Below are 13,038 nucleotides of genomic sequence, written 5' to 3'. Positions count from 1 at the left end.
TCTGTAGGACAAGAAGGCCTGGTCAGGCCAGTGTGGCGACCAGTACGGCCTTGATCGTGTGCAGTCGGTTCTCCGCCTGGTCGAAGACGACCGAGTGGGCGGACTCGAAGACCTCGTCGGTGACCTCCAGCGAGTCGAGGCCGTGGGTCTCGTATATCTCGCGGCCGACCTTGGTGCCGAGGTCGTGGAAGGCCGGCAGGCAGTGCAGGAACTTGACGTCCGGGTTGCCGGTGGCCCGCAGGACGTCCATCGTCACGGCGTACGGCGCGAGGGCCGCGATCCGCTCGTCCCAGACCTGCTTGGGCTCGCCCATGGAGACCCAGACGTCGGTGACGACGAAGTCGGCGCCCGCGACCCCCTCCTCGATCCCCTCGGTCAGCGTGACGCGCGCGCCGCTGCGCTCGGCGAGCGCGCGGGCGGCGGTGACGATCTCCTCGGCGGGCCAGTACGACTTCGGGGCGACGATCCGTACGTCCATGCCGAGCAGCGCGCCGGTGACCAGGTAGGAGTTGCCCATGTTGAAGCGGGCGTCGCCGAGGTAGGCGAAGGCGATCCGCTTCAGCGGCTTGTCGCTGTGCTCGGTCATGGTGAGCACGTCGGCGAGCATCTGGGTGGGGTGCCAGTCGTCGGTGAGCCCGTTGTATACGGGTACGCCCGCATACGCACCCAGCTCCTCCACGGCCGCCTGGCTGTCCCCGCGGTACTCGATGCCGTCGAACATACGGCCGAGCACGCGAGCGGTGTCCTTCACGGACTCCTTGTGCCCGATCTGCGAGCCCGACGGGTCGAGGTAGGTCGTCGAGGCCCCCTGGTCGGCCGCGGCGACCTCGAACGCGCAGCGCGTGCGCGTCGAGGTCTTCTCGAAGATCAGCGCGATGTTCTTCCCCGACAGGTACCGCGTCTCGCCCCCGGCCTTCTTGGCGGCCTTCAGCTCGGCGGCCAGCTCGATCAGACCGCGGAACTCCTCCTCGGAGAAGTCCAGCTCCTTGAGGAAGTGGCGGCCGGCGAGGGCGGTCGGGACTGTCGCCATGGGGGCGCTCCAGAGATGCGGGTACAGGGAACGGGTGCTTGCTTTTGGAATTCTATACGATGGATAGAATTTCTATACGGCATCCCGCTCGACCGGGCAGCTCATGCAGCGCGGCCCGCCCCGGCCCCGGCCCAGTTCGCTCCCCGGGATCTCGATCACCTCGATGCCCTGCTTGCGCAGATACGTGTTGGTGGTGGCGTTCCGCTCGTAGGCGACGACGACGCCGGGCTCGACGGCGAGGACATTGCAGCCGTCGTCCCACTGCTCGCGCGCGGCCGCGTGCACGTCCTGCGTGGCGGTCAGGACGCGGATCTCGCTCAGCCCGAGGGCGGCGGCGATCGCGCGGTGCATGTGCTCCGGCGGATGGTCGGTGACCTTCAACTCCTTGTCGCCGACGCCCGGTTCGATGGTGTACGACCGCAGCATGCCGAGCCCCGCGTACTGGGTGAAGGTGTCGCCGTCGACCATCGTCATCACCGTGTCGAGGTGCATGAAGGCGCGCTGCTTGGGGATGTCGAGCGCCACGATCGTCTGCGCGGACCCCTCGGCGAACAGCTTGTGCGCGAGCATCTCGACGGCCTGCGGGGTGGTCCGCTCACTCATGCCGATGAGCACCGCGCCGTTCCCGATGACGAGTACGTCGCCGCCCTCGATGGTGGACGGGTAGTCGGCCTGCCCCTCGGACCAGACGTGGAACTTCTCGGACCGGAAGAGCGGGTGGTGCCGGTAGATCGCCTCGAAGTGGACGGTCTCGCGCTGCCGGGCCGGCCAGCGCATGGCGTTGACGGAGACGCCGTCGTAGATCCAGGCGGAGGTGTCGCGGGTGAAGAGGTGGTTGGGGAGGGGGCGAGGAGGAAGTCGTCGAGGTCCATGACGTGGAAGCGGACGGAGGTCGGCTCCGCGTGGGCCTCCAGGAACTCCCGCTTGGTCATGCCGCCGACGAGCGCCTCGGCCAGTTCGGGGGCGGGCAGCGCCTCGAAGGCGGCGCGGAGGTGGTCGGTGGCGAGAGGGCCGTACTCCTTCTCGTCGAAGACGCGGTCCAGGACGAGCGCGCGGGCCGCCGGGATCGCCAGGGACTCGGCGAGCAGATCGCCGAAGAGGTGGACGGCGACGCCCCGGTCGCGGAGCACGTCCGCGAAGCCGTCGTGCTCGGCGCGCGCCCGGCGCACCCAGAGCACGTCGTCGAAGAGGAGGGCGTCCTTGTTGCCGGGGGTGAGCCTTTTGAGCTCCAGATCCGGCCGGTGCAGGATGACGCGGCGGAGCCGCCCGGTCTCGGAGTCGACATGGAGTGCCATGTCTCCATCCTGACCATCCGGGGCCGAGTTCACCCCCTTACTTCACATACCGCCACCGCTTGGCTTGCCTCCACCTGTTTTCGTCCCCTTGACGACAAGTGGGCCGGACGATTATCGTCTTACTGACGAGATCGATGCGGGATCCGACCGGATCCCACGGGACTTGACGGGATCTGAGGGACTCTGATGGCCGACATCACCCGGCGCCTGGGCTGGCGCCACCTGCGCGGAGCTCCTACGGCACACATCCGGCACCACCGCTCGGGCAAGCTGCTGCACGACGGGCCCGGACTCAGCTTCTGGTTCCGCGCGCTGACCGCCGCGCTCTCCGAAGTGCCGGTCGACGACCGGGAGTTGGCCATGACCTTCCATGCCCGTACGTCCGACTTCCAGGACGTGGCGGTACAGGCGACCGTCACGTACCGGATCAGCGACCCGGCTCTGGCCTCCGCCCGCCTCGACTTCTCCGTCGACCCGGACACGGGCGTGTGGCGGGGCTCGCCCCTGGAGCAGCTCGGCACCCTGCTCACGGAGACGGCCCAGCAGCACGCGCTGGCCGTCCTCGCCCGCACACCCCTCGCGTCCGCGCTGGTCGACGGCGTGACGGCGGTACGGGAGCGGATCGCGACCGGCCTCGGCGCCGAACCCCGCCTCCCGGCCACCGGCATCGAGGTCGTCGCCGTCCGCGTGATGGCCATCCGCCCCGAGCCCGAGGTGGAACGGGCGCTGCGCACCCCGGCCCGCGAACAGATCCAGCAGGAGGCGGACAAGGCCACCTACGAACGCCGGGCGGTGGCGGTCGAGCGGGAGCGCGCGATCGCCGAGAACGAACTCGACAGCCAGATCGAACTCGCCCGCCGCGAGGAGCAGTTGGTCGACCAGCGCGGCACGAACACGCGCCGCGAGGCCGAGGAGCACGCGGCCGCCGACGGTGTACGGGCCGAGGCGGAGGCGACCCGTACGGTACGGCTCGCCGACGCCGAGGCGGCACGTTCCGTACGGCTGGCCCGTGCCGAGGCCGAGGGTGCGCGCGAGGTGGGCGACGCGCGGGCTCACGCCCAGGCGGCGTGGCTCCGGGTGCACGCGGACGTCGACGTGGCGACCCTGAACGCGCTCACCGGGACACGGCTCGCCGAGAACCTGCCGAACATCGACAGCGTGACGATCTCGCCGGACGTACTCACGGGGCTGCTCAGCAGGCTTGGTGCCGGTGGCGGCGAGGCGGGGGCGTGAGTCTCGCGCCGCGGGCCGTCCTCGTCCATCGGACCACGGAGTACGAGGAGTTGGTGGCCCGGCACGGGACGCACGGGCAGGCCGCGTACTTCCTCCGGTCGCGGGGCCGGGACATCGAGGAGGTCGCCGAACGGCACCGCCGGACCCGGCGGGCACTGGCCGAGGTGTCGGCGGCGATTCCGCTGACCTGGCGTCAGACCCAGCTCGAGCGGGGCGACTTGGACCGGTTCCTGTTCGCGCCGGAGGACGTGGTGGTCGTGGTGGGACAGGACGGGCTGGTCGCGAACGTCGCCAAGTACCTCGCCGGGCAGCCGGTGTTGGGCTTCGACACCGACCCCGGGCGTAACCCGGGCGTCCTGGTACGGCACCGGCCGGCGGCCGCGGCCGCGCTGCTGCGGTCGGTGCATGTGGTCGGTACCGGTGTGGACGAACTGACCATGGTCGAGGCCGTCGCCGACGACACACAGCGGTTGGTCGCGCTGAACGAGATCTATCTGGGAGCCGTCGGTCATCAGACGGCCCGATACCGCCTGGGTCTGGAGGGCGACGGGGGTGTCGTCGAGGCCCAGGCGTCCTCCGGGGTGCTCGTGGGAACGGGCACCGGGGCCACGGGGTGGCTCCGGTCGGTGTGGCAGGAGCGGGGCAGTGCGCTGTCCCTGCCACACCCCTCGGAGGACAGGTTGGTGTGGTTCGTACGGGAGGCGTGGCCTTCGCCGGTGACGGGGACGTCGCTGGTTTCGGGGGAGCTGGTCGGGGCGGCCGTACTTGAACTCACCGTCGAGTCAGAGGGGTTGGTCGTGTTCGGGGATGGGATGGAGGGGGATGCGGTGGAGTTGACGTGGGGGCAGGGGGTTCGGGTGGGGGTGTGCGGGGAGAGGCTGCGGCTGGTCGGTTAAGGGCGGGTGGGTGGGAAAGGACGGTTGGGGGCGGAGCCTCCAGGACGACTACTCCCACCCGCCCACCCGTTGACCCACCCACCCGCACCCTCACAACCGAGGATCCACCGGCTCAGACTCCAACGCCAGCACCCCGAACACCGCCTCGTGCACGCGCCACAACGGCTCCCCCTCGGCCAAGCGATCCAGCGCCTCAAGACCCAGCGCGTACTCCCGGATCGCAAGGGACCGCTTGTGGTTGAGGAACCGCCCCCGCAGCCGGGCGAGGTTGTCGGGCCGCGTGTACTCCGGACCGTAGATGATCCGCAGGTACTCACGGCCACGGCACTTGATACCGGGCTGGACGAGCCGACCCGCCTCGCTGCGCACGACCGCGCCGACCGGCTTGACGACCATGCCCTCGCCGCCACGGCCCGTCATCTCCAGCCACCAGTCGACGCCGGCCTGCACCGACTCCGGGTCACCGGTGTCGACGTACAAGCGGCGGGTGGTCTGCAGCAGGCCCGTGCTGTCGTGCTCCACCAGCCGGTCCAGCAGGGCGAGTTGTTCGTCGTGCGGGAGTCCGGCGAGGCTGCGCCCCTGGACCGCGAGGATCTGGAACGGGGCGAGCCGGACACCGTCGAGGCCGGACGTGGTCCAGCAGTAGCGCCGGTACGCGTCGGTGAACGCCGAGGCGTCCGCGGCGCGTTCACGCTGCCGGGCCAGCAGCGCGTCCACGTCGACACCCCGCCCCGCGGCACCCTCCAGCGCGGCCAGCGCACCCGGGAACACCGCCCGCGCCGCCGCACCGACCGCCGCGTACTGACCACGCAGCAGCCCGGACGCCTTCAGCGACCACGGCATCAACTCCGCGTCCAGCAGCACCCAGTCGGTGTCGAGTTCCGCCCACAGGCCCGACTCGTCGAGCGCCGTCCGCAGGCGGCCCAGGATCTCCTCCGTGACCGCCGCGTCGTCGAAGAACGGACGCCCCGTACGCGTGTAGAGGGACCCGGTGGGCCCGCCGTCCACACCGAACCGCTTCGCCGCCGCCTCCGCGTCCCGGCACACCAGCGCCACCGCCCGCGAACCCATGTGCTTCTCCTCGCACACGACCCGCGCGACCCCGTCGTCGGCGTACTGCGCGAACGCCTCGGCCGGGTGCTCCAGGTAGCCGTCGACGTGCGAGGTCGCCGTGGGGGCCATGGTCGGCGGGAGATAGGGCAGCAGGCGCGGGTCGACCGCGAAGCGGCTCATGACCTCCAGGGCCGCCGCCGCGTTCTCCTCGCGGACCGACACCCGGCCGGCGTGCCGCGTCTCCACCACCCGGCGGCCGTGCACGTCCGCCAGGTCGAGCGGGCGGCCGTCGTGGCCGCCGGGTGCCTCGGTCAGCAGCGGGCGGGTCGGCTCGTACCAGACCTGCTCGGCCGGTACGTCGACCAGCTCCCGCTCAGGCCACCGCAGGGCGGTGAGCTTGCCGCCGAAGACGGCACCCGTGTCCAGGCAGATCGTGTTGTTCAGCCAACTGGCGTCCGGAACCGGGGTGTGACCGTAGACGACCGCCGCCCGACCCCGGTAGTCCTCGGCCCACGGGTAGCGCACCGGCAGGCCGAACTCGTCGGTCTCGCCGGTGGTGTCGCCGTAGAGCGCGTGCGAGCGGACCCGGCCCGACGTGCGGCCGTGGTACTTCTCGGGCAGGCCGGCGTGGCAGACCACGAGCCTGCCGCCGTCGAGGACGTAGTGGCTGACGAGTCCGTCGATGAACTGCCGTACCTGGGCGTGGAATTCCTCGCTCTCCCCCTCCATCTGCTCGATCGTCTCGGCCAGGCCGTGCGTGTGCTGGACCTTGCGGCCCTTCAGGTAACGGCCGTACTTGTTCTCGTGGTTGCCCGGTACGCACAGCGCGTTGCCCGAGCCGACCATGGACATCACGCGGCGCAGCACGCCGGGCGAGTCCGGGCCGCGGTCGACGAGGTCGCCGACGAAGACGGCCGTACGGCCCGCCGGGTGGATGCCGTCGTCGTAGCCCAACTTGCCGAGCAGGGTCTCCAGTTCGGCGGCGCAGCCGTGGATGTCGCCGATGATGTCGAAGGGGCCGGTGAGGTGGGTCAGGTCGTTGTAGCGCTTCTCGGTGACGATCGTGGCGTGGTCGATCTCCTCGACGCCCCGCAGCACGTGCACCTTGCGGAAGCCCTCGCGCTCCAAGCCCCGCAGGGAGCGCCGGAGTTCGCGGGTGTGGCGGGTGATGACGCGGCGCGGCATGTCGGCGCGGTCGACGCGGGAGGCGTTGCGCTCGGCGCACACCTCCTCCGGTACGTCGAGCACGATGGCGATGGGCAGCACGTCGAACTGCTTGGCCAGGTCGATCAGTTGGCGTCGACTGTCCTGCTGGACGCTGGTCGCGTCGACGACCGTGCGGCGCCCGGCGGCGAGGCGCTTGCCCGCGATGTAGTGCAGGACGTCGAAGGCGTCCCGGCTGGCGCTCTGGTCGTTCTCGTCGTCCGCGACCAGGCCCCGGCAGAAGTCGGAGGAGATGATCTCGGTCGGCTTGAAGTGCCGGTGCGCGAAGGTGGACTTGCCGGAGCCGGAGGCGCCGATCAGCACCACGAGGGAGAGGTCGGTGACGGGCAGAACGCGCCCCTTGGTCTGGTTCTCGGTCTCGGTCTCGGTCATGCCGCCTTCTCCTCCTTCACGGTGCTTACGCTGAACACGGCCATCTGAGTGGGCGGTCCCACCTCGGGGTCGTCGGGCCCGACCGGCACGAACTCGACGTCGTAGCCGTGCCGTTGGGCGACTTTCCCAGCCCACTCCCCGAACTCCGCGCGCGTCCACTCGAAGCGGTGGTCGCCGTGCCGGACGTGTCCTGCGGGGAGGGTCTCCCAGCGGACGTTGTACTCGACGTTCGGGGTGGTGACGACGACCGTCCTCGGGCGGGCGGCGCCGAACACCGCGTACTCCAGGGCCGGTAGCCGGGGCAGGTCCAGGTGCTCGATGACCTCGCTGAGCACGGCGGCGTCGTAGCCCTTGAGGCGGTTGTCGGTGTAGGCGAGCGAGCTCTGGAAGAGCTGGACGCGCGAGGCCTGCCGCTCCCCCATGCGGTCGAGCTTGAGGCGGCGGCCGGCGATGGTGAGCGCGCGCATCGACACGTCGGTGCCGACGATCTCCGTGAACCGGGTGTCCTTGAGCAGCGCCTGCACCAACTGCCCCTGCCCGCACCCGAGATCGAGCACACGGCCGGCACCGGACGCCTTGAGCGCGGCGACGATCGCGTCCCGGCGCTGCACGGCGAGCGGCGTCGGCTTCTCCTCGGCCTCGGTCTCCGCCTCGACGGCGTTGTCGATCTCCTCGACCTCGCTGTCGTCGGCCTCGGCGAGCCGCACCAGTTCCAGCCGCTCCATCGCCTCCCGGGTCAGGGACCAACGGCGGGACAGATAACGGCTGGTGATGAGCTTCTGCTCCGGGTGCGCGGGCAGCCAGCCCGCACCGGCGCGCAGCAGCTTGTCGACCTCGTCGGACGCGACCCAGTAGTGCTTGGCGTCGTCGAGCACGGGCAGCAGGACGTACAGGTGCCGCAGCGCCTCGGCGAGGGTCAGCGTCTCCGCCTCCAGTACGAGGCTGACGTACCGCGAGTCGCCCCACTCGGGGAACTCGGCGTCCAGCGCGACCGGTTCGGCGGTGACCGTCCAGCCGAGCGGCGCGAAGAGGTCGCGCACCAGGTCGGGACCGCCGCGCGCGGGCAGCGCGGGCACCTCGATGCGCAGGGGCAGCGGCTGCTCCGCGCGCTCGGGGCGGGCGTTGCACACGCCGCGCATGGCGCTGGAGAAGACCGCGCTCAGGGCCACGGCGAGCAGTGAAGAGGCCGCGTACGGACGGTCGTTGACGTACTGCGCGAGCGCCGCGTCGGGCGCGCCGCCGCGCCCCTTGCCCTTGCCGCGCCGGACCAGCGCCACCGCGTCGACCTCCAGCAGCAGCGCCGCCGTGCACCGCCCGGGATCCGCCTCGGGGTAGAGGACGTACGCCTTGCCGTAGGACGTGGAGAACGCCTGCGCCTTGTCGGGATGCTTGTGCAGCAGGAAACCGAGGTCGGTGGCGGGGCGTTCGGGGGTGCCGGTGGTACTGATCGTCAGGAACACGGTGGGTATGCCTCGAAACGTCTACGGGCCTCTGAGCTCTACTGGGCCTGAGCTGGGGAAGCGCGCCACCGCGGAACTCGGGGCGCCCGCCCAACGTACAGCGAACATCCCTGGCGTACTCAGGCATTTTTCCTCCGCTTCCCTCCCGCGCGCGGGCTCGGCGGCGGTTCCCGGAACGGCCCGTCCCCGCCGATAGGCTCGGGACGTGGATCGCAGCAGTGGACTGTCCGGTGCCGTCTTCGCCGGGGAAGCGCGGGGCGGGCTGTCGCCCCGGGCGGCCCGGGCGCTGTGGTGGGGGTCGGCCGGTCTGGTGCTCGTCGTCATGGGGCCGCCGGTGCTCGTCGTCGGTGTGGAGCACGGCCGGCGGCTGCCCGTGGCCGTGGTCCTGGTCCTGGTGCAGGTCTGGGTGCTGAGGTGGCAGGTGCGCGCCCCGGCCGCCGTGCTGGCCGTGAACGCGGTGGCGGGGCTCGCGGTGTGGGCGCTGCTGCCCGCGGTGTCCTTGACGGGGGCGCTGCTCGCGGCGCAGGTCACACTGTGCGTGCTGTCGGCCATCAGGCCGCGGCGGGTGTCGTTGTGGGCGCTCGCCGCGCTGTGCCTGCCCGCGCCCGCGGCATTCGCGGCGGGCGGTGGTGCGGGACTGATGGTCTGTCTGCTGGCGGTCGTCCTGGCGTGGACCGCGGGGCAGTGGCGCGGGGCGCAGCAGGCACGGATCAGGGCGGAGACGCGCCGGGCCGTGGTGGAGGAGCGGGCGCGGATCGCGCGTGAGGTGCACGACGTCGTGGCGCACACGCTGTCGGTGATGGTCGTTCAGGCGGGCGCCGCCGACGACGTGTTCACCGCGCGACCCGAACAGGCCCGTGAGGCGGTGCGGGCGATCGAGACGGGCGCCCGTTCCGCACTCGGCGAACTGCGCTTGCTGCTGCGCGCGTTCGGGCCCGACGTGGGACACGAGGAGGGCGCGGAGCAGCGGGATCCGGGGCCTTCGCTCGCGCGTCTGGACGAGTTGGCCGGGTCAGTGCGCGCGACCGGGCTGGCGGTGGAACTGCACTGCGAGGGCGCTCTCGACGGGCTGCCCGCCGCGGTCGGTCTGACGGCGTACCGGATCGTCCAGGAGGCCCTCACCAACACGCTGCGCCACGCGGTCGGCGCGGACGAGGTGAGCGTGCGCGTGACGGCCGGAGTGGAGTGCGTGGAGGTCACGGTGGTGGACAACGGGCGTGCGCCGCAAGGCCGTTCGGCCGCGGCGGGAGCGGGACGGGGGCTGGTGGGGATGAAGGAGCGGGTACGGCTGGTGGGCGGCAGTCTGCGTGCCGGGGCGTTGCCCGGCGGCGGGTTCGAGGTGGCGGCGCGGCTGCCGGTGGAGGGCGCGCTGTGACGCTGCGTGTGGTGGTGGCCGACGACCAGGTCCTGGTCCGTACCGGATTCCGCATGATCATCGATGCCCGGGACGACCTCGACGTGGTCGGTGAGGCGTCCGACGGCCGGGAGGCGGTGCGGCTGACACGGGAGCTGGCACCCGACGTGGTGCTGATGGACGTACGCATGCCCGTCCTGGACGGCATCGAGGCGACCCGGCGGATCGCGGAGTCGGGCAGCGGGGCCCGGGTGCTCGTGCTGACCACGTGGGACGTGGACGCGCATGTGGTCGCCGCCCTGCGGGCCGGGGCGAGCGGCTTCCTGCTGAAGGACATCCGTCCCGCCGAACTCGTCGACGCGATCCGCCTGACCGCGCGCGGCGACGCGCTGCTGGCGCCGACCGTGCTGAGCCGTGTCCTCGACCGGTTCCTGCGCACCACGCCCGACCCGGCGCCCCCGCCTTCCCTGGAGAGCCTCTCCGGCCGTGAGCGTGAGGTGCTCACCCTGATCGGGCAGGCGTTGTCGAACGCGGAGATCGCCGAGCGGCTGCGGCTGTCGGAGGCCACCGTCAAGAACCATGTCACCGCGGTGCTGCGCAAGCTGGGCCTGCGCGACCGCGTCCAGGCCGTGGTCGCGGCCTACGACCACGGCCTCGTCAGGGCACGCCGCCCCTGACGGCACGCCTCCTCCTCAAGGAGGAGACCGGGCCGCCGTCCTCCCGTGCTCCCAGTGCCGGTCCGTCCGCGCGGCCGATCCGTGGCCGGCGTCCGCGGCCGTAGCGTCGAACTGTGATCGACGACCTGCCGTGCCTCATGTATCTGCTCGCCCACGACGCGGCGGCCGAAGGCCCCTACGACCGTTCCCGGACGGGGCTGCTGGTCCGTGCCGCCGCGCTGATCGACCTCGCGTCGCGCGGCCTCCTGCGGGAGGCGGGCGGCACGGTCACCGTGTCCGGCACGGAGCCGACCGGCGACCCCGTCCTGGACGGCGTGCTGCGCGACGCCGCCGGCGGACACGGCTGGAAGCACCTCGTCCGCCGGGACCGAAGGCGGACCCTGACGGAGGTGGAGGACCTGCTCGCCGCCGCGGGGCTCCTCACCGTGCGGGCGCCCCGCACCCCCTTCGGTACCCGCCGGTCGACCGTGCCGGACCACGCCGTGTCCGCCGCGCTCCGCGCCCGCGTGTCCACCGCGCTGTACGGGGACGGTCCCGTGACCGAGATCCCCGCCGCCGACGCCGCGCTGCTGGCACTGGCGGCGGCGGGTGGCGTCCGCTCGGTCGTGTCACGGCGGGACCAGAAGACCTTCCGGGCCCGTGTCGACGCCTGCACGGGGCGACTCGGTGCCCTCGCACCCGGCCTGGAGAAAGCCGTACGAGCACTGCCGACGACCATGATCGCCGCCCAGGGCGGCATGGGCGGCGGCTGACCGCATGGGGGAAACGATGACCACACGCCGCGTCCTGACCACCCTGGGCTGCGCCCTGACCACCGTGCTCGCGACGGCCTGGTCCGCGGCACCGCAGCCCGCGACCGCCCGGCCTCCGGCCACCGCGACACCACGGGCCTCCGAACCCGCACGACCCGCCACGGCCGCCACCGACACGACGATCCGCACCCACGACGGCCGGGTACGGGGCGCCGCCCACGACGGCTACCGCACCTTCGAGGGCATCCCCTACGCGGCGCCCCCGGTCGGCAGGCTGCGCTGGGCACCGCCGCACCGCGTACTCCCCTGGTCCGGGGTACGCGACGCCACCGAGCCCGCGAGCGCCTGCCCGCAGCCGGCCGGCGAGGTGCCCGGCGGCAGCACCGACGAGGACTGTCTCCACCTGAACGTCACGACACCCGACGGCGCGGCACCGGCGCACCCCAGGCCGGTGATCGTCTGGCTGCACGGCGGCGGCTTCACCACCGGAGCGGGCAGTTCCTACGACGCCCACCGCATGGCCACCCGGGGCGACGTCGTGGTCGTCACGGTCGACTACCGTCTCGGGGCGCTCGGCTTCCTCGCGCACGGCCGGCTGCCCGGCTCGGGCACCTTCGGCCTCGCCGACCAGCAGGCGGCGCTGCGCTGGGTCCGCGCCGAGATCGGCTCCTTCGGCGGCGACGCGCACGACGTGACGCTGGCCGGCGAGTCGGCGGGCGGCTACAGCGTCTGCGCCCAGCTCGCCTCGCCCGCCGCCGCGGGGCTCTTCGACCGGGCGATCATCGAGAGCGGCCCGTGCACCGGCAGCCCCGACCGGCCGTTCGCACCCTCCTCCGTCCCGCTGTCCACGGCACGCGCCACGGGTGCGGACCTCACGGCGAAGCTCGGCTGCGGCTCGGCGCACGACGTCCTGGCCTGTCTGCGGCGCGTCCCGGTCGCCCGCCTGCTCACCGCCCAGGACACCGACCAACAGCCCGCCCACTCCTCGCCGTTGTTGCCCGACGACCCCGCGGTGGCGATCGCCGCCGGCCGCTTCCACCACGTCCCCGTGCTCATCGGCGGCAACCACGACGAGGGCAACGGCTGGGCCGCCGGGATCGTCCAGGCCGGGTATCCGGTCACCCCCGGCACCTGGCCCGACGTCGCGGCCGCCTTCTTCCCGGCCGAGGCGCGGGCCGTCGTCCGCGAGTACCCGGTGCACGCAAGCGACGGTGGTCCGGTGTTCGGCGCGGCCATCGGCGACGCGGACTTCGCCTGCCCGACGGCACGCACCGGCGCCCTGCTCGCCGCTCAGGTACCCGTCTGGCGCTACGAGTTCGCCGACGAGCACGCCCCGCCGCTCACCTCGGGCACGCCACCGTTCCCGCTCGGCGCACCGCACGCGAGCGAACTGCCCTACCTCTTCGACCTGGGCGGCCGACCCCGTGATCTGACCGCGGCACAGCACCGGCTGGCCGACACCATGGTCGGCTACTGGACCCGCTTCGCCCGCACCGGCGACCCGAACGCCCTGTCGTCGCCGCGCTGGTCCCGGCACACGGTGCTGTCGCTGGCACCGGACCACGTCGTCCCGACCCGCACGGCGCGGGTCCGCCACCACTGCGCGTTCTGGGACACCCGCCCCATCGGGCAGCCGTGACGATCGGCGTTTCTTGCGACGCCGGGGTACGCCTGGTAGGACTGTGACGCGCC

The 13,038-nt window shown here is 72.3% G+C and carries 9 protein-coding genes and 1 pseudogene; 6 read left to right on the top strand and 4 right to left on the bottom strand.

Features of this window, described 5'->3' with window-relative positions; genetic code table 11:
* Nucleotides 1-22: 22 nt before the first annotated feature.
* Together argF and R2B38_RS32110 are read right to left on the bottom strand one after the other, a co-directional pair.
* The gene (gene argF / locus R2B38_RS32115; protein ID WP_318019327.1) at nt 23-1,030 is read right to left on the bottom strand and encodes an ornithine carbamoyltransferase; all 1,008 of its coding nucleotides are present in this window, start codon (nt 1,028-1,030) and stop codon (nt 23-25) included.
* A gap of 72 nt (nt 1,031-1,102) precedes the next feature.
* Nucleotides 1,103-2,325: pseudogene (locus tag R2B38_RS32110) on the bottom strand (arginine deiminase).
* A 186-nt stretch (nt 2,326-2,511) separates the two neighbouring features.
* On the opposite strand from R2B38_RS32110, the gene R2B38_RS32105 reads away from it, so the two are divergent.
* Complete coding sequence (locus tag R2B38_RS32105) at nt 2,512-3,558, top strand: SPFH domain-containing protein (protein WP_033285082.1); 1,047 nt, start codon at nt 2,512-2,514, stop codon at nt 3,556-3,558.
* Nucleotides 3,555-4,454, top strand: coding sequence for a hypothetical protein (locus R2B38_RS32100; RefSeq protein WP_318019326.1), 900 nt, complete (start codon nt 3,555-3,557; stop codon nt 4,452-4,454). The genes R2B38_RS32105 and R2B38_RS32100 overlap by 4 nt, the downstream gene beginning before the upstream one ends.
* Before the next feature lie 90 nt (nt 4,455-4,544).
* Here the strand turns inward: R2B38_RS32100 and R2B38_RS32095 are convergent, their stop codons facing one another.
* Together R2B38_RS32095 and R2B38_RS32090 are read right to left on the bottom strand one after the other, a co-directional pair.
* Complete coding sequence (locus R2B38_RS32095; protein ID WP_318019325.1) at nt 4,545-7,103, bottom strand: polynucleotide kinase-phosphatase; 2,559 nt, start codon at nt 7,101-7,103, stop codon at nt 4,545-4,547.
* A complete protein-coding gene (locus tag R2B38_RS32090) occupies nt 7,100-8,563 on the bottom strand; it encodes a 3' terminal RNA ribose 2'-O-methyltransferase Hen1 (RefSeq protein ID WP_318019324.1) in 1,464 nt (487 codons plus the stop codon). The genes R2B38_RS32095 and R2B38_RS32090 overlap by 4 nt, the downstream gene beginning before the upstream one ends.
* A gap of 205 nt (nt 8,564-8,768) precedes the next feature.
* On the opposite strand from R2B38_RS32090, the gene R2B38_RS32085 reads away from it, so the two are divergent.
* The 4 genes from R2B38_RS32085 to R2B38_RS32070 all read left to right on the top strand — a co-directional run bounded on the left by R2B38_RS32085 (nt 8,769) and on the right by R2B38_RS32070 (nt 12,985).
* Nucleotides 8,769-9,938 carry a sensor histidine kinase gene (locus tag R2B38_RS32085; protein ID WP_318019323.1) on the top strand — a complete coding sequence of 390 codons (1,170 nt, stop codon included), beginning with the start codon at nt 8,769-8,771 and terminating at the stop codon, nt 9,936-9,938.
* Nucleotides 9,935-10,594: a response regulator transcription factor gene (locus tag R2B38_RS32080; protein WP_318019322.1), complete on the top strand. Its 660-nt coding sequence runs from the start codon at nt 9,935-9,937 to the stop codon at nt 10,592-10,594. The genes R2B38_RS32085 and R2B38_RS32080 overlap by 4 nt, the downstream gene beginning before the upstream one ends.
* Before the next feature lie 113 nt (nt 10,595-10,707).
* On the top strand, nt 10,708-11,346 hold the full coding sequence (locus R2B38_RS32075; protein ID WP_318019321.1) for a GOLPH3/VPS74 family protein: 639 nt from the start codon (nt 10,708-10,710) through the stop codon (nt 11,344-11,346).
* Nucleotides 11,347-11,362: 16 nt separating this feature from the next.
* Nucleotides 11,363-12,985 (top strand): carboxylesterase/lipase family protein, encoded by a 1,623-nt coding sequence (locus R2B38_RS32070; RefSeq protein ID WP_318019320.1) that lies wholly within the window; start codon nt 11,363-11,365, stop codon nt 12,983-12,985.
* The last annotated feature ends 53 nt before the right edge of the window (nt 12,986-13,038 follow it).

Origin of the sequence: Streptomyces sp. N50 (assembly GCF_033335955.1) — a bacterium.
Lineage (GTDB): Bacteria > Actinomycetota > Actinomycetes > Streptomycetales > Streptomycetaceae > Streptomyces.
This window is presented reverse-complemented; position numbering and strand designations above follow the sequence as displayed.

Coding starts and splice junctions, on each gene's coding strand:
- argF (WP_318019327.1), bottom strand. CDS start 1,030: ATGGCGACAGTCCCGACCGCCCTCGCCGGCCGCCACTTCCTCAAGGAG.
- R2B38_RS32105 (WP_033285082.1), top strand. CDS start 2,512: ATGGCCGACATCACCCGGCGCCTGGGCTGGCGCCACCTGCGCGGAGCT.
- R2B38_RS32095 (WP_318019325.1), bottom strand. CDS start 7,103: ATGACCGAGACCGAGACCGAGAACCAGACCAAGGGGCGCGTTCTGCCC.
- R2B38_RS32070 (WP_318019320.1), top strand. CDS start 11,363: ATGACCACACGCCGCGTCCTGACCACCCTGGGCTGCGCCCTGACCACC.